The organism is Hydrogenophaga sp., assembly GCF_030656115.1.
Classification (GTDB): Bacteria; Pseudomonadota; Gammaproteobacteria; order Burkholderiales; family Burkholderiaceae_C; genus Hydrogenophaga.
Genome location: NZ_JAUSOO010000050.1, coordinates 36,814 through 60,202, shown reverse-complemented (window position 1 = coordinate 60,202; position 23,389 = coordinate 36,814). Strand labels below are relative to the sequence as shown.

Sequence of the window (23,389 nt, the reverse complement as noted above, 5' to 3'; positions counted from 1 at the left end):
TGCTCATGTCGACCGAGCCCTTGAGCTCGCGCTTGAGCTCAAGGTCCAATTCGCTGCCGATGGCGACGAACTGGCCACGGACGAAATAGCCTTTGGTGGGTTTGCGGGACATGAATTCCTGGGTGCTTGGTGGGTCAGGCCGGTGACGCTGACCGCAACTGAATGAGGCTTCTGCGCGGCGCGCAGCAGCCGGTAGGGGGCGGCAAGTATCATAGCCGCCGACATGAAAAAAGCATCCAACACCCCGGCACGCGCTCGCGCGACACCATCCACACCCTCCACCAGCCCGGCCGCAGCGCCCAGCAGCGGGCATGCCCCACTGGCGGGCTTTCAGTACGCCCGCAGCCAGTTTGAAGCGCTGGTGGACCTGGCGCTGTCGCACGCCAAGCACCTCGGTGCGGTCGATGCGGCGGCGGAGGTGTCTGAGGGCGCGGGGCTGAGCGTGTCCGTGCGCAAGGGCGAGCTGGAAAACGTGGAGCGCAACCGCGACAAGTCGCTGGGCGTGACGGTGTACCTGGGCCAGAAGCGGGGCAATGCGTCCACTTCCGACTTTTCGCCCGACGCGATCCGACAGACGGTGCAGGCAGCGTTTGACATTGCCCGTTTCACCGCCGAAGACCCGGTGGCCGGCCTGCCCGACGCCGCCGATGTGGCCGACACCTACCCCGACCTGGACCTGTTTCACCCCTGGGCCATCAGCTCTGAAGAAGCGGCTCAAATCGCGCTGGCTTGCGAAGCCGCGGCTTTTGCCACCAGCAAAAAGATCAACAACAGCGAGGGCGCGGGCGTGTCGGCCCAGCAGTCGCATTTTTTCAGTGCCCACATGCGTGGCGGCGAACGCGGCGTGCCCGGCATTTTCAGCGGTGGCTACGCCAGCTCGCGCCACAGCCTGTCGGTGGCGCCCATTGCTGGCAAGGGCGCCAACATGCAGCGCGACTTCTGGTACAGCTCGATGCGCTCGCCCGAAGAACTGGCGAGTCCGCAAGCCATTGGCCGCTATGCCGCCGAACGCACGCTGGCGCGCCTGAATGGCCGCAAGATTGCCACCACCGAATGCCCGGTGTTGTTTGAATCGCCCCTGGCTGCCGGCCTGCTGGGCGCCTATGTGCAAGCCACCAGCGGCGGTGCGCTGTACCGCAAGACCACATTTCTGGGCGACAGCCTGGGCAAGCGCGTGCTGTCCAAGCACCTTGACATTCTGGAAGACCCGCACCTCATCAACGGCAAAGGCAGCGCGCCTTTTGACGATGAAGGCGTGCGCACGGCCAAGCGCAAAGTGCTGGTGGGTGGGCGGGTGCAGGGCTACTTTTTGTCCACCTACTCGGCACGCAAGCTGGGCATGCGCACCACCGGCAACGCGGGTGGTTCACACAACCTCACCCTCACCAGCCGCCTCACACAACCCGGCGACGACCTGAAGGCCATGATCCAGAAGCTGGGCCGTGGCCTGTTTGTCACCGAGCTGATGGGACAGGGCGTGAACTATGTGACCGGCGACTACTCGCGCGGCGCCTCGGGCTACTGGGTGGAAAACGGTGAAATCGCCTACCCGGTGCACGAGATCACCATCGCCGGCAACCTCAAAGACATGTTCAAAGGCATTGAGGCCGTGGGCGCCGACGCCTACAACTACGGTGCCAAAACCGTGGGCTCCATCCTCATCAACCGCATGAAAATTGCCGGCAGCTGAGCGCAGCTTTCGCTCCTGAACCGTGCGACCCGAGGCCCTGGCCCTGTTGGGCAGTCTGCTGGTGGCGGGCGTGGTGTGGGCCATTGTGTGGGGCAAGCGCAGCGACGAAGCGCACCACTGGGAAGAGACGCGCGGCCGCTTGGCGGTGGGGGTGGCGCTGGGCTTGCTGGCGGCGCTGGCGGTGTGGGGGACGGTGTTGATTCTGGCTTGACGGGCAGCTTCCGTGCTGCTGCGCTAGCGCTTGCGCTGTACAAACAAATTGCGGTTGGCGTCTGCTGGGTAGGCAAAGGTCACCGCACCATTGCTGACCTTGCCCATCACCAGCATGTTTTGGCTGATAGCGTCCTTGTCGTCTAGGCTGAACGGGCGTTCGTAGGTGGCCACTATGCCGTAATAAACGCGCGGAATGTTTTCAAGTGCGGCCTTCACCGCCGGGCCGCTGAACTGCCCGTTGCGGATGCCCAACAGCGCGTAGGCGAGCAAATAGGTGCTGTCGTAGCTTTGGGCGGCGGCCATGGGCACGGCAATGCGTTGTTGGTATTTGCGGGCGTAGGCGCTGAGGAAGGCGGCGCGCCGCTCGTTGCTGGGCTCGGCAATGAAGGTTTGCGCCATCAGCGCACCCTCGGCGGCTTGTTTGGCACCGTTGATGAAAAACGGAAAGGACAGCGGCCAGGCCCCCACCTGCGGCACGGCCCAGCCCAGGTCGCGCCGGCCATTGGCGATGGCGGCGTTTTCTGGGCCCACGGTGTAGCTGAGCACCACGTTGGCACCGGCCTCGCGCGCAGCCTTGAGTGGTTCGCGCAGGTCTTTCACGCCCAAGGCAAAACGCGCCACATACACCGCTTCGAGTTTTTGCTGGGCCAGGGCGGCTTGCACATCTTTCAGGCCTGCCTCGCCATAGCCGGTCTGATCGGCAAAGATGGCGACCTTGGTCCATCCGCGCTTGACGAGGTCTTCCACCACAAACGGCGCCTGGATGGCGTCGCGGGCCGATGTTCGAAAGATGTAGCTCTGCGGCGCCGGGAACTGCGAAGTGATGGGCGTGCCGGTGGCGCACGGCACGATCAGCGGCAACTGCGCTTTCTGGAACACCGGGAGCGCTTTCATGGCGACGCCGGTGTTGCAAAACCCGATGGTGGCGATCACGCCTTCTTCGACCAGCGCTTGTGCTCCTTGCAGGCCCAGATCGGGGTTGCCTTGGTCGTCTTTGACCACCAGGGTGAGCGGCCGCCCCAGGTAACCGCCGACGGCATTGATTTCTTGTACGGCCAACTCAATGCCGTGCAGCATGGGTTGTCCGAAGTCGGAAGAGGGGCCGGTGAAGGGGCCGATCACGCCGATCTTCACGGGTTGCACGGTCTGAGCGGTGGCTGGCATCGCCCCAGCCAGCCAGCCGCACAGCAGCAGGGGAATCAGAAATATCACGCGTTTCATCATGGGCGCCTTGTGGTGGTGGCGCCAATGTAGGAACTGGACGCGGACTGCGCCAGGGGGTCTTCCCTGAGAATGTGTTGAAGATTTGGAAGGGCGCGCTCTGCACCCGGTGGGGTCAGCCCGCCAGCGCGGTCTTCACGGCAGCCGATACAGCGCCCATGTCGGCCTTGCCCGCCAGCTGAGCCTTGACGGCACCCATCACCTTGCCCATGTCGCCAGGGCCTGCGGGTCGACCGAGTTCGGCGCTCAGAGCAGCCACGATGGCCTTCACTTCGGTCAGCACCTCGTCGGCCGATAGGCGCGCGGGCAGGTAAGCCTGCAGCACCTTCAACTCGGCCGTTTCCTTGTCGGCCAGGTCCATGCGCTCGGCCTTGGTAAAGGCTTCAATGCTGTCTTTGCGCTGTTTGATCAGCTTGTCCACGATGGCGACCACCAGCGCGTCGGTCAGTTCCACGCGCTCGTCCACCTCTTTTTGCTTCATAGCTGCGGTCAGCAGGCGAATGGTGCCCAGGCGCTCGCTGTCTTTGGCGCGCATGGCGGCTTTCATGTCTTCGGTGATGCGTTCTTTGAGGCTCATGGCATTGCTCCGGTGTGCGGTGGATGAAGAGAGACGGTGAAAAACAAAAAAGCCCGCACGAGCGTCCTCTGGCGGGCTTTTTGGGTGGCTGCCGGGTTGCCCCGGGCAGCACAGCCATTTCAGTACAGCTTTTTAGGCAACTGCATGGCGCGGATGCGCTTGTAGTTGCGCTTGACGGCTGCAGCCTTCTTGCGCTTGCGCTCGGCGGTGGGCTTCTCGTAGAACTCGCGGGCGCGCAGATCGGTCAGCAGGCCCAGTTTTTCGATGGTGCGTTTGAAGCGGCGCAGAGCGACGTCGAAGGGTTCGTTGTCTTTTACACGGATGGTCGTCATTGAAGAGGAAATTCCAGAATGCGCAAAAAGAGGATGACCGGGAGATCGGGCCCAGCCGTCATTTCTGCAAAGTTCCCCGCCTGTTAACTAGTATGGGCCGACGGGGTTTTGCCAGCAAAGCCGCAGATTATAGCGTCTCGCGCCAGTCCGACAAGGGCATGCAGGCACTGTGCGGGCAGACACAGGCGTTGTCTGACGTGTATGCGGTCCCCATGCCATCAGCCCGAGCGCACCATCAGCAGCGCCAGGCCACCGATCACCACCAGCCACACCACCCAAGGCTTGACCGGCAGCCCCAGAAACCCGCGCGACCCGTCGGCATCGTGGTCTTGTCTGTGGTTGAACCACTTGAGCGCCAGGTAGGCAAACAGCATCATGCCCAGCACGCGCCCCACGCCCGACAGGTCCGGCACGGTGGAGGCCGTCCCGGCCGCATCTGTGTTGGCCCACGCAAGGCCCTAGCGCCAACCAGGTTCCCAAGACACCCAAAGATGGTCGCGTCTTGGCCACGAAGCCAGCAGAACCGAACCAAGCGTGTTTCTTCACCTTCATTTTCATAAGCTCCCGTCTCTCCAATCGATCACAAAGGCCCATCCCAGGGTGTTCTCGGCAACGCCCTTAAAACGGCTGCGTACTTCGAAACGTTCTGGGCGGACAGCTCACGTCTCTCGCGTATGCCTGGAAGGTCGCGCTCGGTTTGAGGGGGTTTGATCACATCGGCGGTGACCTCCTTGCGCGAAGCCAACTCCCAAGCGCCGAGCAATTGCTCGTAGTCTTCCTCAGGTAACACCCGTGCCGCATAGAGCCAATCGCTCATGACATCCATGTGCATGTTCACGGACCCGAACCAAGCCACGGCGCGCGCCAAGTCCGCCAACCCCGGAAAACCCCCTTCGTACTCAACTGGCGGGCAACGCTGTTTCCACAGATCTTCGGCCGTTTGCAGAGCATCCAATTTTGGAAGGATCAAGCGTTGAATGTCTTCAACGGCCCAGAGGATGTGTTCCGGCGAGGCCACCCCCCCCCCCCTGGCCCGGGTAGGTATCCCAATCGGCATTGTCGCGTTGGCGCTCCGCAGACAGCGTCAACTTGGCAACGGCTGCTGAGCTCCATCCAGCTGTCGGAAAGACCGCTAGTTCCACGCCCAAGTAGCGTTCACTTTGTACTTCGACTCTCAGCCCCCCCCTCCCATAGCTGATCACCTGCCTGCCACCGCCCATGCGCAATGGCCGCCAAAACGCAAAAACATAGGCCCCTTTTTCGTCCAGCACGCGAAACCCATGGGGGTGCAAGACCTTGGACAGCGCCTGCTGAAACAGCGCGTCCACTTTGTCTTGCGGCATGCGGTGTTCGCGCCACTGCGGGTCCAGTGTCTCCAGCAGCGCCAAGGGATGCGCCTTGAAATCTTTGGGATCGCCTCTGCGGTCCACGTAAAGGTTCAACCCGGGCACGGCCACCGACAGAAACAACTCTCGCGCCAGGGGCAGCAGTTGCCGCAGCACCGCCTCCAACTGTTCGGGTGCCACACGGATCAGGCGCACGCCCTCATTGCGAAACAGCGGCTCATGCTGCGGATGGCGGCCGCCCCAGACGCTGTGCCCGTGGGTTTCAAAGGGATATGTCTGCAGCAGCCGCGTCAACAGGCGCCCCGTGTCAGCGCAACCGTAACGGTATTCCTTGGGCTCGCGCAGAAAACCGCGTACCACCTGGTAGATGTCCATCCCGGGCTGGCGTTGCAGGACTTCGTCCAAGGTGGTGAAAAAAGCCAGGGGCTGCAAGATCAGAATGTCGCTGGGGCCTGGCAGTTCTTTGCCATCGACCACAGGCCCGGCAACCGGCTCGGGCTTGGGTGCAGGCTGCGAAAACGCCTCCGCCGCCGCGTCGTACACCCGCAAGCCCCGCGCCAAGGCCAGGGCTTGCAGCAGCGGCACCGCCTCTTGCAAGGCTTCAAAATCGTCGTCCACCGGCAGCACCAGCGTCCACAACGCACAGTGGGCCCCTTTGCCCTGCACCCGAGGCGGGTTGCCCGCCACCCATTCCACCGGCTGCTGGTCCTGGCCACCCACCACGTTGACGGTGATGTCCGGGGGCTGCTGGCGGATGCGGGTGAGCAGCGCCAGCAGGCGCGGGCTGGGCTCGGTCAGCCGTTTTTGGCGCGCCTGTTCGGCCGCTTCGCGGTCTGACAGACCGGCGGGCAGGCCCGCCGGGTCGAACACGTCCAGAAAATGCACATAGCTCATGGGGTTCCTCCTTTTGATGTGTGGAGCCGAGAGGGTCCATTAGGCGTACCTTCGGCACTGTTGGGCTACCAGCGGCGCATTTTCGGGCAGGCACTTTTGCAATGACCCATCCAGCGCTTGATGCCCAAGCGTTTAAGCACCCATTTCTACCAATTCCTCCACGCTCAACTGGCGCACCTCAAACACAGGGGTTTTCAGCAAGGCATTCAGAGCAAAGACCTGTGCGCCCGGAAGTTGCCATGTACTTTTCTTAAGGGATAACCGCTGTTCTGCTTCGTCGTATGAAAAGTATTCCGGCTGTGAAGCGATCAATTGGCGCAACAGCAACGGGCTGTGGCTGATGTCTTCGTAGCCACCACACCATTCGACTGGAAAAGCTTCATAAAGTTGATCAGGCAGATCGCTCATGAAGGGTTCTGAAGATGGGTGATAGATCATTTCAGTATCGTAACTACCCACATATCGCTCTTCTGCAGGCAACCACAGGGCCACAAATCCTCCGCCATCAGGAACTTCTACCACTTGATAGGACATAAAGTCAGCCAACTTGGCCAACTCGAATACATCGGTATCATTCAAGCCTGAAGGTATTTGGTAGGCGTCACCGTACTCGTCGGTTAATGCTTCACCACAGCGTTCCAAGCAAAAGGCATTGAGCTTGCCCATCAATTCTTCTTCTGGTTCACAAAAAACTTCATGGCCTGACAATTCTTCAGCCCGCATGAATTTAACCACCAGCCTTTGAAGTTCGGCTTCGGCGCTGGCTCTATTGTCAAAAACAGCTTTGATTCGTCCTAACTCTCCATCTTTCATGTACCATTCGTCGTTGTAGGCGAAATCAAAGTGTCTAATTACAAAAACAGACATCGCAATACCTTTCGGAAAAATATTTAAGCACGTAATGACACGGGGGAAACCAAAGTATTGGGTGCAGCGGACGGCAGTCTTCGGGCGCTGGGTGGCAGATCGGAGCCATTGTCCATCCACAGTTCAAACCGCATGGCATCGAAGACGCAACTCGGCGGCATCAAGTTCATCAGCGCAGGGCGATGGTGCCCCATCATGGGCAAGATGGTGTGGACAAACCAACTGTTGTGGGTGATGAGCAAGGAGGCCAAGCGCCCCGTGGCCGCCAAGGGCGACAACAGCCGCGCCGACATCGCCGCGTCTTGCACCACATCGGCATGAAACCGCTCGACGCGCTGGACCAGGCCCTTGGTGGGAATGTCGTCCATCGCCGCCACAAAATCGCTCAGCGTGGGAATAAAGCGATGCTGAAAATCGGGCAGCAAATGGTCTTTTTCGCAGATGTCTTTGATGTCCACCTCGCGCCCGGCGCTGTTGTGCATGGTGTGCCCAAACACTGGAATGACCACTTCTTGCACCGCCCAAAAGGTGTGCAAAATACGATGCCGATTATCAGTACACAGCATTTTGGTACTGTCAATCAGGGCATGAATCGCCACATAATCATCAGGCACACCACCCCAACGACGGGCAGACACGCGAGCATGCTGAATGGGGTTCATAAGGCATTCATTAGGTTCGATGGACGGTAGGTGCTAAGATTGATTCGAACATTTCAGCGCAATTCAATTGGTGTCGTGCACCCAAACGCCTTTGGTTCCTACGTAATAGGTATGGAAATCTTCTACCTCAAAGTTATAAACAGTCGTATAAAAGTAAGTTTGAGGGTTATAAAAGTCAACCTCAATTGGCTCTGGAACAGTTTCCTCGGGAACACAAAACTCCACATGAGATTCCAACGAAAAATCAAACAAATATCCTTCGTTCATGCCCGAACCGGTACCACAATACGCAATATTCTTTGAGGACTTGTATCTGTGAAGATTCATATGTTGATAGATAATGGCGATTCGTCCATTTTCTAACAACAACCGATCATAAAGACTCACATCTCTAAGCGCGGTCCAGCCTTTACCAACCACCCAAAACGGATGATTCGGAGTAGCAACGATTCGAGTGCACTCCTTACTATGGTAGAAGGTTTCAACACTAGGATCTGTGACATCTTTTTCAGAAATTGCAATTGTCCATACCTCTTTCTCATCAAAAGAAACTGTCTTGGTCACGAGCTTGTAAGCCTGCTCACCCTCCCCAAATTCGGGTTTTGACAACACCCAATCACCGACCTGAATTTGTTCAATCGGCTTGAGCCCCTCCCTGGTATGCACCAAAGTCCCTGCAACAAAGCAGCCAATATTCTTCATTTGAGACAAGTCCAGCCTTGCCTTCATCTCCTGCTGCGCTTGCGTCATCACATCCGTGTACGCAGCATTGCCAAATAGCCCTTTCTTATTGGCCATGACCAGCAATTCATCAAAGGTGCGCGTGGGCAGGGTCATGCTCAATTGCAACGCGGCATGGGCGTCTGCCATGGCGTGGCGGGCCGACTCCATGAAACCGTTCTTGAGCTGAACCGCCTGAGTCGCCTGTTCCCACAGGCTTGCCTTGGCGTTGAACACGTCCAGAAAATGCACATAGCTCATGGTTTTCCTCCCTCAAAAAAACGCTTACAGCGCCATCGCGCAGGCGTGCGCGCTGGCCCAGGCCCATTGGAAGTTGTAGCCGCCTAGCCAACCGGTTACGTCCATCACCTCGCCAATGAAATACAGCCCCGGTTGTTTGGATTCCATGGTTTGCGAAGACAGGTCGCGCGTGTCCACGCCACCGAGCGTGACTTCGGCTTTTTTGTAGCCTTCGGTTCCCGTGGGGGTGAGTTCCCAGCGCGAGAGGCGCTCTGCCAGGCGGGTCAGCGCCTTGTCGGTGGCGTCGCAGACGGGGCGCTGCCAGTCGGCGTCTTGCGCCACCCAGGCGTCGGCGAGGCGGCTGGGCACCAGGGTGGCCAGTTCGTTGGCAATGAGCTTGCGCGACGTGGCCTTGGCGCGCGCCAAGGCCGCTGGCAGGTCGGTTTCAGGAGCCAGGTTGAGGCGGATGGGTGTGCCCTCGCGCCAGTAGCTTGAAATTTGCAGCACGGCGGGGCCTGACAGCCCTCGGTGGGTGAGCAGCAGGTCTTCGGCAAATGCCATGCGGTTTTTCTTGTCGCCGGTTTCAATGTGGACCGGCAGCGACAGACCGGACAACTGCGCATACGGCGCCCAGGCTTGCGCATCAAAAGTGAGTGGTACCAGGCCGGGGCGCGGCTCCACCAGGCGCAGGCCAAACTGTTGGGCCACGCGGTAGCCGAAGTCGGTGGCGCCAATCTTGGGAATGGACAGGCCGCCGGTGGCGATCACCACAGACCGGCTGGTCACGGTGCCGCGCTCGGTGTCGATCTGGTAGCCGCCATCGCCCGCCACGCGCAGGGCTTTCACGCCGCTGGGCTGCCAGCGTTGAACGCCACCGGCTTCGCACTCGCGCAGCAGCATCTGGATCAGGTCGTCGGCGGAGCGGTCGCAAAACAGCTGGCCTTTGTGTTTTTCATGGAACGGCACCTGGTGGCGCTGCATGAGCGCCACAAAGTCTGCCGGGGTGTAGCGCGACAGCGCGGAACGGCAGAAGTGGGGGTTCAGGCTGATGAAGTGTTTGTGGGGCGCGTGCGGGTCGAGGTCGCGGTTGGTGAAGTTGGCCCGGCCACCGCCCGAAATGCGGATTTTTTCAGCCACCTTCTCGCTGTGGTCCAGCACCAGCACCTTCAAACCCCGCTGACCCGCCACGCCGGCACAAAACAACCCGGCAGCACCGGCGCCCACGATCACCGCATCAAAATTTTCCATGGGCCGCAGTGTATGCGGGCGGCCTGCTGCAAGAACCCGCCGCCGCGCTCGCGCAGCGGCTCAAGCCCGGTAGCGTGCCTCGGCCGTGAGGGTGCTGGCCTCGGGCTGACCCACCGCCGCAATGCCGCGCACCACGTCGCCCACCACGATCACGGCCGGGCTGCCCAGCTGCTCGCGCTCGATGGTGGTGCGCAGCGCGCCCAGCGTGGTCACGGCGTGGCGCTGATGCGGCAGGCTGGCGTGCTGGATGATGGCCAGCGGGGTGCTGCCCGGGAGGCCGCTGAGCAGTTCGCCCTGAATGTGTGCCGCGCTGGACACGCCCATGTAGATCACCAGGGTGTGCTTGGCGTCGCGTGCGGTAGCGGCCAGGGCTTGCCAGTCGGTGCCGCTGTCGCCGGGTTTGGCGTGGCCGGTGACGAACACCACACCGTGCGCGTGCTCGCGGTGGGTGAGCGGCACGCCCAGCGAGGTGAGCCCGGCCAGCCCGGCGGTGATGCCGTTGAGCACCTGCACCTCGATACCGGCCGCGCGCAGGTGTTCCACCTCTTCACCGCCGCGCCCGAAGATGAAAGGGTCGCCGCCCTTGAGCCTTACCACCACCTCGCCTTCGCGCGCGGCGATGATCATGAGCTTTTCAATGAAGGCCTGCGGTGTGCTCTTGCAGCCCCCGCGCTTGCCGACGTGCACGATGCGGGCCTTGGGTGAAGCGTGTTCCAGCACCGCGTCGCTGACCAGGTCGTCCACCAGCAGCACGGTGGCGGCGCGAATGGCGCGGGCCGCCTTGATGGTGAGCAGTTCCGGGTCGCCCGGACCGGCGCCGACGAGCGTGACGGTGCCGGGGTGGAACTGGGTGGTGGACGTGGTGACGGTGGCGGGCATGTTCATGGTGGGCTGACCTCTGGCGTGGCCGTTGTCTCGGCGGTCTGTGTTGTGGACTGGCACCGGACTTCTCGCAAGATGTGTTCCACCTGCAGCGCAATGGGCCCAGGTATGGGGCGTTCGCCGTCGAGCACCGATTGGATGTAAGCGGCGGTGCTGGCCGCATCCACGTCGCGGGGCAGATCGGGCAGGCTGGCCAGTGGGCCGTCTTGGGCGGCTTGCAGCAGGTGGCGCTGGCCGTCACGGAAGGCTTCCATTTGGGGGGTGCGCCGGGCATCGGCCACCGGCTCGCCTTCGGTGCCGCGCAGCAGCAGGGCGTGCGTGCCGGTCAGCGCAAAGGTATCGGCCATGGAAACGGCGTATTCGGGGTGGGTGTAGCTGCCCACGATGAGTGCCCGCCCAGCGCAGGGGTTCATGAGTTTGACCAGGCTGTGCGCCGGGTTGCGCAGGCCCACCACACGGCGCACGTCCAGGAGGCGCTTCAAACCGGGGCACAGCACCTCGGTGGGCACGAAGGCCAGTTCGCCCGCCGCCAGGGGGGCAAGGCTGCGGCTCGCGTGAACGCCCAGCGCCGCGAACACGGCTTCGCTGGTGGCGCGCCGGTCTTCGGTGGCGGTGCCGTGCACCAGCACCGCCGCGCCTTGGCGGGCCAGCAGCAGGGCCAGCAAGGGTGTGAGCACCGGCAGTTTGCGTGCACCGTTGTAGCTCGGGAGCACCACGGTGGTGAGGCTGTTGCTGTTGCCAGGCGGGCGGTGCAAGCGCGTGTGTGTGGCATCCAGGAAGCCCGCCATCTCTTCGGCGGTTTCGCCCTTGATGCGCATGGCCAGGCAAAAACCGCCTACCTCCAGGTCGGTGACGGTGCTGTCGAGCACTTGGCCAAACAGGTCGGCGGCTTGCTCGCGCGTGAGCGCGCGCGCGCCGTCTTTGCCGCGCCCGATGACTTTGATGTACTGGCTGATTCCCATGGTGCGCGATTTTCAGTCAGACCTGATGACTTCGGGTTATATGCGGATTTTTCAGAGGACGTCTGTTGTCCGCATGTCCTGTGGCTGCGCACGCACCAGGCGGCGCAGTTCGGGCAGGCAAGATCCGCAGTTGGTGCCGCATTGCAACTGCCCTTGCAGCGTGGCGAGGCGCTCGTCGGGGGAGCCGTTGCACCGCGTGAGTTGTTCCTGGATGCTGTCTTCGCTGACATTGAAGCAGGTGCATACCTGGCGGCTCTTGGCCGTGACGGCGATCGGCGCCTGGGCACCTGGCATCAGGATCAGGCGGCCGTACGCGCCCGCGGGCTGTTCGTCTTCCAGCAGCGGTTTGATCCAGACTTCGGCGCGGGTGTCGCCGGCCAGCACAAAGCCTTCCAGCGTGCTCGATGCACCGTGTTTCACCAGCCGGGCGGTGCGGCGCTGGCCGAGCCGGCGGTCGGCGTAGCGCAGCGCGTCGGGGGTGTCCAGACCCAGCAGGGCTTCAATGCGTTCGATCAACGCCGTCTCAGGGGCTTCGTGGGCGGCGGCCCGAAACAACACGCCGGTGCGGTCGCGCCCAAACGGTACACACGATGCAAACGGAAATTGCGCCATGAGCGCGCGCAGGTCTTCGCGGGATCTCAGGGCCAGTGCGTCGGGCAGCCAGGCCATGCCCAGGAGCGTCCAGGGCAGGTCGGCCTTGAGCACTTTGACGGCGGCGTGTTTCAACTCCGGTTGTTTGGACGTGGGGCAGTGGGCCGAAGTGGTGAGTGCGTTCACGCCGGCGAGTGCTTCGCCGGTGCTGCTGACGCCGCTCAAATATTCCGACCCCCAGTGCATGGCCATGAAGGCTTGCGACAGACCGAGCTCGTCGCTGGGTTGCACGGGCACCACGATGGAGCCGCGCTTGCTGGTGACCTGCACCAGGTCGCCCGCCGTGAGCCCGCGCCGGGCCATGTCTTGCGGGTGCAGTTGCACCACGGGTTCGGCCACATGGCCAAACAGGCGGCCCAGGGTGCCGGTGCGCGTCATGCCGTGCCACTGGTCGCGCAGACGCCCGGTGGTGAGCGAGAACGGGTAGCGCGATTCGCGGGGCTCGGCCAATGGCACAAAGGGCAGGGCGGCAAAGCGGGCGCGGCCATCGGCGGTGGGGAACACGCCGTCTTCGTACAGGCGCACCTGGCCTGTGGTCTCGCCTTCGCGCAGCGGCCATTGTTGCGGGCCTTGCTGCTCCAGCATGGCGTAGCTCAGGCCGGTGATGTCGAGGTCGCGGCCACGGGTGGACTCGCGGTGTTCGAGCCAGATTTGTTCGGGGTTTTGGTAAGGAAAGAGGGGGAAGAGGGCGCTTTGCAGTTGCTGAGGCAGGGCTTTTTCCAGCCGCTGCGCGAAATCCACCCCGATCTGCCAGTCGTGCCGGGCTTCGCCCGGTGCGGGCACCGCAGCGCGTACCCGGCTGATGCGGCGCTCGCTGTTGGTCACCGTGCCGTCTTTTTCGCCCCAGGTGGAGGCGGGCAGCAGCAGGTCGGCCCAGTCGCACGTCGAAGCCGTGGCGTAGGCTTCTTGCACCACCACAAACTCGGCGCGCTCCAGCGCGCGGCGCACGGTGGTCTGGTCGGGCATGGACTGCGCCGGGTTGGTGCAGGCGATCCACAGCGCTTTGATCTCGCCGTCGGCCGCGGCCTGGAACATCTCGACCGCGGTCTTGCCGGGCTTGGACGGTACATCGGCCACACCCCAGAGCGCGGCCACTTCGGCGCGGTGTGCGGGGTTGGCCAGGTCGCGGTGGGCGCTCAGCAGGTTGGCCAGGCCGCCCACTTCGCGCCCGCCCATGGCGTTGGGCTGGCCGGTCAGGCTGAAGGGTCCGGCGCCGGGTTTGCCGATCTGGCCGGTGGCCAGGTGCAGGTTGATGAGGGTCGCGTTTTTCGCGGTGCCGCTGCTGCTCTGGTTCAGGCCCTGGCAGTACAGGCTGAGCGTGGCTGGCGAGGTGGCAAACCAGTGGGCAGCGGTGTAGAGGTCTTCTTTGCGCAGACCGCAGACATCGGCCACGCGCTCGGGCGTGCAGTCGCGCACCAGGGTTTTGAGTGCTTCAAATCCGGTGGTGTGTGCCGCAATAAAGTCGGGCTTGACCCAGCCTTCCCACAGCATGGTGTGCAGCAGGCCGTGGAACAGCATCACATCGCTGCCGGGTTGCAGCGGCAAATACAGGTCGGCCAGACCAGCGGTGTCGGTGCGGCGCGGGTCGGCCACGATCACCTTCATGGCCGGGTTTTGCTTCTTGGCTTCTTCAATGCGGCGAAACAGCACCGGGTGGGCAAAGGCGGCGTTGCTGCCCACGATGAACAGGCAGTTGGCGTGGTTCACGTCGTCGTAACACGCCGGCGGCGCGTCGGCACCCAGGGTGAGCTTGTAGCCTGCCACCGCGCTGCTCATGCACAGGCGCGAGTTGGTGTCGACGTTGTTGGTGCCGATCAGGCCCTTGGCCAGTTTGTTGAAGACGTAGTAGTCCTCGGTCAGCAGCTGGCCGCTGATGTAGAAACCCACCGCATCGGGACCGTGCTCGGCGATGGTCTTGGCGAAGCGCTCGGCTGCAAGGTCCAGTGCGCTGTCCCATGCGATGGGCGTGGGGAGTGCTTTTCGCTGCAGCCGCTGCAAGGGCTGCAGCAGGCGCGTCTGTCGCGTCACGGCGGGCGAGGCCGTGAAGTGCAGCGTGGTGCCCTTGGTGCAAAGCTTGCCGAAATTGGCCGGGTGGTCCGGGTCGCCGCGCACGCCGGTGATTTCGCGGCCCTGGGTTTCAATGAGCACGCCGCAGCCAACGCCGCAATAGGGGCAGGTGGAGCGTGTGACGGCCTTCACTTCCTCGGGGAGAGGCTTGCTGCGAGGGTCACTTCCGGTGTTCGCTGGCATGGCTGCTGCCCTCACCCTAACCCTCTCCCAGCGGGAGCGGGGACAGAACACGGCGCAAAGGGCCAGCGATGGGGCGTGTCAGATCGGTGGCCTGGGTGGCGAGTTCGTTCGCGTCCAGAAACACGTCACCGTTCTCGACCTTCACGCTGAACGTTGGTGTGCAACCTTCGTCGGGTGCTGCGGCCTGGCCGGTGCACAGGCCAATCGTCCAGTTGTGCAGCGGGCAGGCCACGCTGGTACCGAACACGATGCCTTGAGAGAGCGGGCCGCCCTTGTGTGGGCAGCGGTCGAGCAGGGCGAAGACTTCGTTGCGGTCGTTGCGGAACACGGCCACATCCAGGCCCTGGTCGCGCGCCACGCGGCGCGACCCCAGCACGGGGATGTCTTCCACGCGGCAGATGGCGATCCATCGGTTCATGTTGGCTCCAGAGGTTTCAGGTGGTGATGGCGGCGTACAGACCCGTGACGCGGTCCATCACGCTGAGCAGGTTTTCGCTGCTCACAAACACGTGGGACAGCGGCTTGGCTGCTGCGCCCGAGGTTTGCATGTTCTTGAGGGCCTGGTCAAAAAAGACCCACTGTCCATCGGCCAGTTGCAGCTCCGAGCGGATGCGGTCGGTGGCTTGTGGCGCGTTGCGCAGCAGGTCCATCGCGTTCAGAAATTCGCTGCGCGATTTGCCGATTTCGGCGCTGGCCACCCGCGCATCCACCGGCAGCATGGCCGCAAAGTAAAACTTGGCCATGCGTTGCGACAGCATGCGCTGGCGGCCGGCCACGTTGACCAGTTTGCCCACCGGGCGGTTCGAGATGGCTTCGTATTGCACCGTGCCCTGGTGGGCCAGCGCCAGCACCTTGGCATCGGCTTCCAGCACAGCCTGTGCGGCCGATTTGTGGGGCACGGTGCCCACGAGTGTGGTTTTGTAACCGCTCCAGGCCTCTTCCAGTTTCACGTAGGTTTCGCGGATGTCGGGGGTGGGCGCGTAGGCCTTCAGCTCCACGAGCTGGCGGTCAAACAGGGCCATGGAGTGGTCCAGCACCAACTGGGCGTTGGCACTGGAAGTCTGGTGCACCAGCGCCAGCCAGGCCTTGCCCATGCGCTGCGACAGCATGCGCTGGCGCCCGGCTTTGTTGATGGCATCGTTCAGGTCCACCACCTGGGCTTGCACGCCCCTGGTGGCAGAGGTGGCCGCCGCAGCGGCCAGAATCATCAGATGTCGTCGTTGCATCGTGTGCCTCATGCGGGTATCAAGGGAATGAACTGGCGGGTGTCCACGGCCGCTTTTTGGAAGTCAACCCACGGATCGGGCTCGCCGTCCAGCGCAAACTGCAGGCGTTCCCACAGCGCCTTGCGGCCCGCAGCGTCGTCCAGAATGCGCTTTTTCACATAGTCCAGGCCCACGCGGTTGATGTAGTGCACTGTGCGCTCCAGGTACCAGCCTTCTGTGCGGTACAGCTCCATGAAGGCGCCGGTGTACTCCATCACCTCTTCGGCGGTCTTGAGCTTCACGAAGAAATGGGCCACCTCGGTCTTGATGCCGCCGTTGCCGCCCACGTACATCTCCCAACCGCTGTCCACGCCGATGATGCCCACGTCTTTGATGCCGGATTCGGCGCAGTTGCGCGGGCAGCCGCTCACCGCAAACTTCACCTTGTGCGGTGCGTACATGCGCCACATCGCGCGCTCCAGGTCCTTGCCCATCTGGGTGCTGTCCTGCGTGCCCATGCGGCACCACTCGCTGCCCACACAGGTCTTCACCGTGCGCAGCGCCTTGGCGTAGGCGTGGCCCGACGGCATGCCGATGTCTTTCCAGACGTTGACCAAGTCTTCCTTCTTCACGCCCAGCAGGTCGATGCGCTGCCCGCCCGTGACCTTGACGGTGGGAATGTTGTACTTGTCCACCGCGTCGGCGATGCGGCGCAGCTCGTCGGCCGTGGTTTCGCCGCCCCACATGCGCGGGATGACGCTGTAGGTGCCGTCCTTCTGGATGTTGGCGTGCGAGCGCTCGTTGATGTAGCGGCTCTGCGGGTCGTCTTTGGCCTCCTTGGGCCAGGTGCTGATGAGGTAGTAGTTGATCGCCGGGCGGCAGCTCGCGCAACCGTTGGGTGTCTTCCAGCCGAGGTGCGAAAACACCGCGTGGGTGGTCAGCAGCTTGCTGCCATCGGCCAGCGGCGTGCGAATGGCTTCGCGCACCGCTTCGTGACCGTGCTCGGTGCAGCCACACATGGCCTTGAGCTTGGGTGTGGCCGAGTAGTCGCCGCCGGCGGTGAACATCAGAATCTGTTCCACGAGGCCGGTGCACGAACCGCACGACGCGCTGGCCTTGGTGTTTTTGCGCACCTCCTCCAGCGTGAACAGGCCTTTGTCTTTGATGGCCTTGCAGATTGCGCCCTTGGTCACGCCGTTGCAGCCACAGACCTCGTCGGTGTCGGCCATGGCGGCGGCCTTGCTGTGGCCCTGGTGCCCGGTGTCGCCGATGTTGGACTCGCCAAACATCAGCTTGTCGCGAATATCGCTGACCTTGCGGCCTTCGCGCAGCAGCTTGAAGTACCAGCTGCCGTCCACCGTGTCGCCGTACAGGCAGGCGCCGACCAGCTTGTCGTTCTGAATCACCAGCTTTTTGTAGACGCCGCTGGCCGGGTCGCTCATCACGATCTCTTCGGTGTTGTCGCCACCCATGAAGTTGCCAGCGGAAAACAGGTCGATGCCGGTGACCTTGAGCTTGGTGGACGTGAGCGAGCCGGTGTAGCGGCCAATGCCAAATTCGGCCAGGTGCGTGGCCAGCACCTTGCCCTGTTCAAACAGTGGCGCCACCAGGCCATAAGCAATGCCGCGGTGCGCCGCGCATTCGCCCACCGCGTAAATGCGTGGGTCGGTCACGGTTTGCAGCGTGTCGCTGACCACGATGCCCTTGTTCACGTGCAGCCGCATGCTTTCGGCCAGCGCCGTGTTGGGGCGAATGCCCACCGCCATCACCACCAGGTCGGCGGCCACTTCGGTGCCGTCCTTGAATTTCACGGACTTGACGCGACCATCCTCACCGCCCACCAGTTCTTGCGTTTGCGCACCCATCAGAAACCGCATGCCGCGCTCTTCCAGTGAACCCTGCAGCAGCTTGCCCGACACCTCGTCCAGCTGGCGTTCCATGAGCCACGGACCCACATGCACCACGCTCACGCTCATGCCACGCTTCATCAGGCCGTTGGCCGCTTCCAGGCCCAGCAGGCCACCGCCAATCACCACCGCGTGTGGGTAGGTGGTGGCCGCGTCGATCATGGCCTGTGTGTCGGCAATGTCGCGGTAAGCCAGCACGCCGCCCAAGTCTTTGCCCGGTATCGGCAGCATGAACGGGTTGGAGCCGGTGGCCATGATCAGGCGGTCGTAGCCCGCGCTGAGGCGCTCACCCGCCGGGCCCACACCGTGCACCACGCGCTTGATGCGGTCCACCTCGGTCACCTTGCAACCCGCGTGCAGGGTCACGCCGTTGTCGGTGTACCAGGACCAGTCGTTGAGCACGATCTCGTCCAGTGTCTGTTCACCGGCCAGTACGGGGCTGAGCAGGATGCGGTTGTAGTTGGGGTGTGGCTCGGCACCAAACACGGTGATGTCGTACAGGTCGGGTGCGATCTTCAGCAGCTCTTCCAGTGTGCGCACACCGGCCATGCCGTTGCCGACCATCACCAGTTTCATTTTTGCTTTTGGGTTGACGCGCATGTCCATTTCAGGCCACCTTTTCCACGTGGGCTTGGCGTGTGTAGAGGAAGTCGATCACGGCTTTGCGGCATTGCTGGTACTGCGGATCGTCGGCCAAGGCCACGCGGTTGCGCGGGCGCGGCAGCTCCACGCTGAGCACCTCGCCAATGGTGGCGGCCGGGCCGTTGGTCAGCATCACGATCTTGTCGCTCAGCAGCACCGCTTCGTCCACGTCGTGTGTCACCATCACCACGGTGCTGCGGGTGCGGGCCACGATCTCCAGCAGCTCATCTTGCAGCTTGGCGCGGGTGAGCGCGTCGAGCGCGCCAAAGGGCTCGTCCATCAGCAGCACCTTGGGTTCCATCGACAGGGCGCGGGCAATGCCCACGCGCTGTTTCATGCCGCCCGAAATTTCGCCGGGGCGCTTCTGGGCGGCGGGCATCAGGCCCACCAAGGCCAGCGCGGCTTCGGTGCGCGCTTTCAGCTGGGCCTTGTTTTCGGTGGCCGCAAACACGCGCTCGACCGCCAGGTACACGTTTTCAAAACACGTGAGCCAGGGCAGCAACGAGTGGTTTTGAAACACCACCGCACGTTCGGGGCCGGGGCCGGCGATCTCGCGGTCGGCGCACAGCAGCACGCCGCTGGTGGGAGTGGTCAGGCCGGCGATCAGGTTGAGCAGGGTGGATTTCCCGCAGCCCGAGTGACCGATGAGCGTGATGAACTCGCCTTTGGCCACGGTCAGGTTGATGCCGCGCAGGGCGGGGAAGTTGCCCTTTTTGGTCTTGAAGGTCTGCTCGACGTTCTGGATGTCGATGTACTTGGTGGTGTTGCTGTTGCTCATGACTTGACTTCCTCAAACGTGAACAGGGTGGCGACTTTGATGAGGGCGAATTCGAGCAACAGACCCACGATGCCGATCACGAAGATCGCGATGATGATGCTGGAGACGTTGAGGTTGTTCCACTCGTCCCAGACCCAGAAGCCGATGCCCACGCCGCCGGTCAGCATCTCGGCGGCCACGATCACCAGCCAGGCCGTGCCCACCGCCAGGCGCACGCCGGTCAGCAGGTAGGGCAGCACAGCGGGAAACAGGATCTTGGTGAAGATCTTCCATTCGCTCAGGTTGAGCACGCGGGCCACGTTCATGTAGTCCTGCGGCACGCGCTGCACGCCCACCGCGGTGTTGATGATCATGGGCCAGATCGAGCAGATGAAGATGGTCCAGATGGCGGCCGGGTCGGCGCCCTTGAACACCAGCAGACCGATCGGCAGCCAGGCCAGTGGCGACACCGGGCGCAGCAGGCTGATGAGCGGGTTGAACATGCGGCTCAAAAATTCAAAGCGGCCAATGGCGAAGCCGGCGGGAATGCCCACCAGCGCGGCCAAGCCAAAGCCAATGGCCACGCGCTTGAGCGAGGCCAGCACGTTCCAGCCAATACCCTGGTCGTTGGGGCCTTCGCTGTAAAACGGATCGGAAAACACCTGCACGGCCTGCGTCCAGGTTTCCAGTGGTTTGGGAATGCCGCTGTTGCTGGTGCTGGCAATCAGCTGCCAGATCAGCACCAGACAGGCCAGCCCCAGCACCGGCGGCAGCACCGCCATCCAGAGTCCGCGAAAGTCGCGGCTCGCCGCGGAGGGCCGGGCGCTGGTCGCGGCGGGTGCATCGGGTTTGGGCACGCTCATGGCTTTTCCAATGGGGCTGACAGATGGGGTGGCTGGTGGCGAGACCGCCTCCAACGGAGAGTGAAAAACGGCGCTGACCATGGTGGCTGTCCTTTCAGTGCAGTGCGGCGATAGGGGTGTCTTCAAATTCAGAACGCCGCGGAACCGGCTTTGCCGGGCCGCCAGCGTTGCCCCCACTGGGGGTGATGGCCAACGGCCGGCGCGGAGGGTTACGCTTTGATCTTGAAACCGTCTGCGTATTTGGCGGGGTTGGATCCGTCCCACACCACGCCGTCCATCATCTTCACGCTGCGCATCTCGGACTTGGGCAGCGGCGTCTTGCTGGCGGTGGCGGCCTGCTTGTAGACGTCGATGCGGTTGACCTTTTTGGCCACGGCCAGGTAGTCGGGGTGGGTCTTCATCAGGCCCCAGCGCTTGTGCTGCGTGAGGAACCACATGCCGTCGGACAGGTAGGGGAAGTTGACCGAACCGTCGTTGAAAAACTTCATGTGGTTCGGGTCGTCCCAGGTCTTGCCCAGGCCGTTCTGGTAGCGACCCAGGATGCGCTGGTTGATCGCGTCCACGCTGGTGTTGACGTACGAACGCTGAGCAATGACTTCGGCCATCTTGTTCTTGTTCTGCAAGCCGGCGTCGATCCACTTGCCGGCTTCCAGAATGGCGGCGGTCACGGCGCGTGCCGTGTTGGGGTTTTTCGCCACAAAGTCGGCGGTGGTGCCCAGCACTTTTTCGGGGTGGTCTTTCCAGATGTCCTGCGTGGTGTTGGCGGTGATACCGATGCCGTCCATGATGGCGCGGTGGTTCCAGGGTTCGCCCACGCAGAAACCGTCCATGTTGCCGACGCGCATGTTGGCCACCATCTGCGGCGGTGGCACCACGATGGCGCGCGTGTCCTTGAAGGGGTCAATGCCGGCGCTGGCCAGCCAGTAGTACAGCCACATGGCGTGGGTGCCGGTGGGGAAGGTCTGGGCGAAGGTGTATTCGCGCTTCTCGGCCGCCATCAGCTTGGCGAGCGAAGGGCCGTCCACCGCGCCCTTGTCGGCCAGTTTTTTGGACAGCGTGATGGCCTGCCCGTTGTGGTTCAGGTTCATCAGCACCGCCATGTCTTTTTGCGGGCCTGACGTGCCCATCTGCAGGCCGTAGACCAGACCGTAGAGCACATGGGCGAAGTCGAGTTCGCCGTTGACCAGCTTGTCGCGCACGCCGGCCCAGCTGGCTTCTTTGGAGGGGATGATTTTCACGCCGTACTTCTTGTCCAGGCCCAGCTCGGCGGCCATCACCACGCTGGCGCAGTCGGTCAGCGGGATGAAGCCGATCTTGACCTCGGTCTTTTCTGGTGCGTCGGAACCGGCGGCCCACACCCCGCTGTGGCCCAGGGTAGAGAAGAAGGTGGCGGTGGCCGCGCCTTTTTTGATGAAATCGCGGCGTGAGCCCGTGCCCGTCTCGGGGGTGGTCGTCACCGCAGGGGCGGTGGCTTCGGTGGCTGGGGTGGTGGTGTGTGCGCTCATGTCCAACTCCTTGCTGATGAAAAAACGGTGACCAAAAAAAACGGCGCCCATCACCTGACTTGCAGTGAGCAAGTTGGTGATGGACGCCGTTGTCCAGTGTCTGGGGAGACTTCGGGGTTTATGCCGCCATTGGCACAAAATCCTTTGCTGTGTTTAAAGCAGGTACCGTGCCAGGCCAAGGGTTGTCGCGGTGAATCATGGTGTCAAGCCTTGATTTCATTGAAAAAAACAGTGCGCATCGCCTTCGGCGGCGTACGCAAGGGCACTTTGGTCGTGGTTTGGGGTGGATTGAGCAGGCCACTTTTTGGTGCGCGGTGCGTGACAGGCACAGTCTTTGTGCGCTGCAGCACGGCAGGTGGTCGCGTGTGGTCTTTTCAGCGGCGCAGCTCTGGCAATACGTCGGCCATGGCCAGCACCGCTTCGGCCACTTCAATCAGCCGGCGGTTCTGGTTCATGGCCATCTGGCGCATGGTTTTGTGCGCCTCTTCCTCGCTCAACTGGCGGTGGGCCATCAGCAGGCCCTTGGCGCGCTCCACCAGCTTGCGCTCGTTCAGGCTGGCGCGCACGGTGTCGAGTTCGTCGCCCATGCTTTGCAGGCGCCGGGCCTGTTCTTGCACCAGTTCCAGAATCGACCGCTCCAGGTGAAGTCCGTAGCCCTGCGGCGGCGCGAGGCCGGTGGCCCCCGCGTTGCTGGGCAGGCCCATGGCACCGCCAGTCGGTGGCGCGTCTTTGAAGAACGTCAGTGCATCGGTCTCGCGGGGGACGCTGGCGCTCAGGGCGGTGAAGGACTGCAGGTCGTGGTGGGCCGCGGCTATCTTGTCTTCGCATACGCGCAGCAGCTCTTGCGCCAACTGGTCTTCCACCGCCTTCATGCGGTCCATGCGCTGGCTACAGCATTCAAACCAGACGGGGCTCTGGCTGGCGTCCAGCGCTGCGCCGTGTGCAGCGGTGCACAACACACGACGCATGCGCTCCAGTTCGGCCAGCGTGGCGCTGGGCTGGTTCTGGCTCCAGAGTGCGCCCAGCGCGGCGCTGGAAAATTCGCTGAATACCTGCAAGCAGCGCTCTTGCGAGTCGATCAGGTGCAGCAGGCGCTGCTGCTCGGTGGCGTCAGCCCGCCCGCTGGCGTACAGGGCCGAGCCGGCCGCACGCTCTTGCCCAGCAAATTCCTTGCCCTGCATGAAGTTGAAGCGGGCCACGAGCAGGCGGGAGATTTCGGGGTCGGTCGCGCTGTCGGCCGCTTCAAACACCACCGCCAGCAGCCCGGCAATCAGCCGCACATAGGCTTCGGTGGCCCTTCTTGCCGTCCAGGCCTGCTTTTCAACCTGCGCCCGCAGGCCGGGCAGGGCGTCCAGCCCGTGCAGCACATCGGCGATGCGGCTGAACAGCCGAGCTCCATTGCCCACCGTGGCCGATTCGGTGTCCAGGCTGTCAAAGCAGGCGCGCAGTTCCGCTTCAATGCCCAGGCATTTGCTGATTTGCGCCTGGTGCTCGGGCGCAAACCGGGCACCGTTCGATCCCAGGTACAGGTTGGACAGCCCGCGCTCGCGCTGCAGACCGTGCACCAGCCGCCCGGTCACATTCACCAGCGCGCTGGTGAGCGCCAGCGCCTGCAGCTCCGCGATTTCGCAGCGTTTGGCTGCAACCAGAAAACTCAAACCAGATTTCATGCACTAAATGGGGTGTTTCGGAACCTATCAGCAACAAACATGCCGTCTTGGGTACGACGGCATGGGTGCTGGCGCGTACCAGCGG

Annotated in this window: 22 protein-coding genes and 1 pseudogene; 2 read left to right on the top strand and 21 right to left on the bottom strand. The window is 62.9% G+C overall.

What is annotated here, in order from left to right; all coding sequences use genetic code 11:
• Nucleotides 1-112: pseudogene (locus tag Q7J58_RS07410) on the bottom strand (ribosome biogenesis factor YjgA); the annotation flags it as partial.
• Between the two features lie 111 nt (nt 113-223).
• Between Q7J58_RS07410 and pmbA the strand changes: the two are divergent.
• Nucleotides 224-1,690, top strand: a complete 1,467-nt coding sequence (pmbA, locus tag Q7J58_RS07405) for a metalloprotease PmbA (RefSeq protein ID WP_304825577.1) — start codon at nt 224-226, stop codon at nt 1,688-1,690.
• 22 nt (nt 1,691-1,712) lie between these two features.
• The gene (locus Q7J58_RS07400) at nt 1,713-1,901 is read left to right on the top strand and encodes a hypothetical protein (RefSeq protein ID WP_304825573.1); all 189 of its coding nucleotides are present in this window, start codon (nt 1,713-1,715) and stop codon (nt 1,899-1,901) included.
• A gap of 23 nt (nt 1,902-1,924) precedes the next feature.
• Here Q7J58_RS07400 and Q7J58_RS07395 read toward each other — a convergent pair whose 3' ends face one another.
• The 20 genes from Q7J58_RS07395 to Q7J58_RS07300 all read right to left on the bottom strand — a co-directional run bounded on the left by Q7J58_RS07395 (nt 1,925) and on the right by Q7J58_RS07300 (nt 23,304).
• The gene (locus Q7J58_RS07395; protein ID WP_304825583.1) at nt 1,925-3,067 is read right to left on the bottom strand and encodes an ABC transporter substrate-binding protein; all 1,143 of its coding nucleotides are present in this window, start codon (nt 3,065-3,067) and stop codon (nt 1,925-1,927) included.
• Nucleotides 3,068-3,239: 172 nt separating this feature from the next.
• Nucleotides 3,240-3,701, bottom strand: a complete 462-nt coding sequence (locus tag Q7J58_RS07390) for a GatB/YqeY domain-containing protein (RefSeq protein WP_304825570.1) — start codon at nt 3,699-3,701, stop codon at nt 3,240-3,242.
• A gap of 119 nt (nt 3,702-3,820) precedes the next feature.
• Nucleotides 3,821-4,033, bottom strand: a complete 213-nt coding sequence (rpsU, locus tag Q7J58_RS07385) for a 30S ribosomal protein S21 (RefSeq protein ID WP_011484193.1) — start codon at nt 4,031-4,033, stop codon at nt 3,821-3,823.
• Nucleotides 4,034-4,251: 218 nt separating this feature from the next.
• Nucleotides 4,252-4,446 (bottom strand): hypothetical protein, encoded by a 195-nt coding sequence (locus Q7J58_RS07380; RefSeq protein ID WP_304825545.1) that lies wholly within the window; start codon nt 4,444-4,446, stop codon nt 4,252-4,254.
• Nucleotides 4,447-4,613: 167 nt separating this feature from the next.
• Nucleotides 4,614-5,003, bottom strand: coding sequence for a hypothetical protein (locus tag Q7J58_RS07375; protein ID WP_304825542.1), 390 nt, complete (start codon nt 5,001-5,003; stop codon nt 4,614-4,616).
• A 13-nt stretch (nt 5,004-5,016) separates the two neighbouring features.
• The gene (locus Q7J58_RS07370; RefSeq protein WP_304825539.1) at nt 5,017-6,273 is read right to left on the bottom strand and encodes a hypothetical protein; all 1,257 of its coding nucleotides are present in this window, start codon (nt 6,271-6,273) and stop codon (nt 5,017-5,019) included.
• A 132-nt stretch (nt 6,274-6,405) separates the two neighbouring features.
• Nucleotides 6,406-7,140, bottom strand: a complete 735-nt coding sequence (locus Q7J58_RS07365; RefSeq protein ID WP_304825536.1) for a hypothetical protein — start codon at nt 7,138-7,140, stop codon at nt 6,406-6,408.
• 23 nt (nt 7,141-7,163) lie between these two features.
• Entirely contained in the window at nt 7,164-7,802 is a 639-nt protein-coding gene (locus Q7J58_RS07360) for a hypothetical protein (RefSeq protein ID WP_304825533.1), read from the bottom strand.
• Nucleotides 7,803-7,865: 63 nt separating this feature from the next.
• Nucleotides 7,866-8,783, bottom strand: a complete 918-nt coding sequence (locus tag Q7J58_RS07355; RefSeq protein WP_304825530.1) for a polymorphic toxin-type HINT domain-containing protein — start codon at nt 8,781-8,783, stop codon at nt 7,866-7,868.
• Between the two features lie 24 nt (nt 8,784-8,807).
• A complete protein-coding gene (locus Q7J58_RS07350) occupies nt 8,808-10,010 on the bottom strand; it encodes an NAD(P)/FAD-dependent oxidoreductase (RefSeq protein ID WP_304825528.1) in 1,203 nt (400 codons plus the stop codon).
• Nucleotides 10,011-10,070: 60 nt separating this feature from the next.
• Nucleotides 10,071-10,889 (bottom strand): uroporphyrinogen-III C-methyltransferase, encoded by an 819-nt coding sequence (gene cobA, locus Q7J58_RS07345; RefSeq protein WP_304825580.1) that lies wholly within the window; start codon nt 10,887-10,889, stop codon nt 10,071-10,073.
• 2 nt (nt 10,890-10,891) lie between these two features.
• On the bottom strand, nt 10,892-11,854 hold the full coding sequence (gene ybiB / locus Q7J58_RS07340; protein WP_304825525.1) for a DNA-binding protein YbiB: 963 nt from the start codon (nt 11,852-11,854) through the stop codon (nt 10,892-10,894).
• 51 nt (nt 11,855-11,905) lie between these two features.
• Nucleotides 11,906-14,755: a nitrate reductase gene (locus tag Q7J58_RS07335; protein ID WP_304825522.1), complete on the bottom strand. Its 2,850-nt coding sequence runs from the start codon at nt 14,753-14,755 to the stop codon at nt 11,906-11,908.
• 16 nt (nt 14,756-14,771) lie between these two features.
• Complete coding sequence (nirD, locus tag Q7J58_RS07330) at nt 14,772-15,173, bottom strand: nitrite reductase small subunit NirD (RefSeq protein WP_304825519.1); 402 nt, start codon at nt 15,171-15,173, stop codon at nt 14,772-14,774.
• A 16-nt stretch (nt 15,174-15,189) separates the two neighbouring features.
• Nucleotides 15,190-15,981: a type IV pili methyl-accepting chemotaxis transducer N-terminal domain-containing protein gene (locus Q7J58_RS07325; RefSeq protein ID WP_304825517.1), complete on the bottom strand. Its 792-nt coding sequence runs from the start codon at nt 15,979-15,981 to the stop codon at nt 15,190-15,192.
• 8 nt (nt 15,982-15,989) lie between these two features.
• Nucleotides 15,990-18,473, bottom strand: coding sequence for a nitrite reductase large subunit NirB (gene nirB, locus Q7J58_RS07320; RefSeq protein WP_304825514.1), 2,484 nt, complete (start codon nt 18,471-18,473; stop codon nt 15,990-15,992).
• Between the two features lies 1 nt (nt 18,474).
• Nucleotides 18,475-19,287 (bottom strand): ABC transporter ATP-binding protein, encoded by an 813-nt coding sequence (locus Q7J58_RS07315; protein ID WP_304825511.1) that lies wholly within the window; start codon nt 19,285-19,287, stop codon nt 18,475-18,477.
• Complete coding sequence (gene ntrB / locus Q7J58_RS07310; protein WP_304825509.1) at nt 19,284-20,210, bottom strand: nitrate ABC transporter permease; 927 nt, start codon at nt 20,208-20,210, stop codon at nt 19,284-19,286. Before ntrB ends, Q7J58_RS07315 begins: the two co-directional genes overlap by 4 nt.
• Nucleotides 20,211-20,338: 128 nt before the next feature.
• Entirely contained in the window at nt 20,339-21,634 is a 1,296-nt protein-coding gene (locus Q7J58_RS07305) for a CmpA/NrtA family ABC transporter substrate-binding protein (protein WP_304825506.1), read from the bottom strand.
• Between the two features lie 374 nt (nt 21,635-22,008).
• Entirely contained in the window at nt 22,009-23,304 is a 1,296-nt protein-coding gene (locus tag Q7J58_RS07300) for a nitrate regulatory protein (RefSeq protein WP_304825503.1), read from the bottom strand.
• Nucleotides 23,305-23,389 lie beyond the last annotated feature (85 nt).

Coding starts and splice junctions, on each gene's coding strand:
- pmbA (WP_304825577.1), top strand. CDS start 224: ATGAAAAAAGCATCCAACACCCCGGCACGCGCTCGCGCGACACCATCC.
- Q7J58_RS07395 (WP_304825583.1), bottom strand. CDS start 3,067: ATGCCAGCCACCGCTCAGACCGTGCAACCCGTGAAGATCGGCGTGATC.
- Q7J58_RS07390 (WP_304825570.1), bottom strand. CDS start 3,701: ATGAGCCTCAAAGAACGCATCACCGAAGACATGAAAGCCGCCATGCGC.
- rpsU (WP_011484193.1), bottom strand. CDS start 4,033: ATGACGACCATCCGTGTAAAAGACAACGAACCCTTCGACGTCGCTCTG.
- Q7J58_RS07370 (WP_304825539.1), bottom strand. CDS start 6,273: ATGAGCTATGTGCATTTTCTGGACGTGTTCGACCCGGCGGGCCTGCCC.
- Q7J58_RS07365 (WP_304825536.1), bottom strand. CDS start 7,140: ATGTCTGTTTTTGTAATTAGACACTTTGATTTCGCCTACAACGACGAA.
- Q7J58_RS07360 (WP_304825533.1), bottom strand. CDS start 7,802: ATGAACCCCATTCAGCATGCTCGCGTGTCTGCCCGTCGTTGGGGTGGT.
- Q7J58_RS07355 (WP_304825530.1), bottom strand. CDS start 8,783: ATGAGCTATGTGCATTTTCTGGACGTGTTCAACGCCAAGGCAAGCCTG.
- Q7J58_RS07350 (WP_304825528.1), bottom strand. CDS start 10,010: ATGGAAAATTTTGATGCGGTGATCGTGGGCGCCGGTGCTGCCGGGTTG.
- cobA (WP_304825580.1), bottom strand. CDS start 10,889: ATGCCCGCCACCGTCACCACGTCCACCACCCAGTTCCACCCCGGCACC.
- ybiB (WP_304825525.1), bottom strand. CDS start 11,854: ATGGGAATCAGCCAGTACATCAAAGTCATCGGGCGCGGCAAAGACGGC.
- Q7J58_RS07335 (WP_304825522.1), bottom strand. CDS start 14,755: ATGCCAGCGAACACCGGAAGTGACCCTCGCAGCAAGCCTCTCCCCGAG.
- nirD (WP_304825519.1), bottom strand. CDS start 15,173: ATGAACCGATGGATCGCCATCTGCCGCGTGGAAGACATCCCCGTGCTG.
- Q7J58_RS07325 (WP_304825517.1), bottom strand. CDS start 15,981: ATGCAACGACGACATCTGATGATTCTGGCCGCTGCGGCGGCCACCTCT.
- nirB (WP_304825514.1), bottom strand. CDS start 18,473: ATGGACATGCGCGTCAACCCAAAAGCAAAAATGAAACTGGTGATGGTC.
- Q7J58_RS07315 (WP_304825511.1), bottom strand. CDS start 19,287: ATGAGCAACAGCAACACCACCAAGTACATCGACATCCAGAACGTCGAG.
- ntrB (WP_304825509.1), bottom strand. CDS start 20,210: ATGGTCAGCGCCGTTTTTCACTCTCCGTTGGAGGCGGTCTCGCCACCA.
- Q7J58_RS07305 (WP_304825506.1), bottom strand. CDS start 21,634: ATGAGCGCACACACCACCACCCCAGCCACCGAAGCCACCGCCCCTGCG.
- Q7J58_RS07300 (WP_304825503.1), bottom strand. CDS start 23,304: ATGAAATCTGGTTTGAGTTTTCTGGTTGCAGCCAAACGCTGCGAAATC.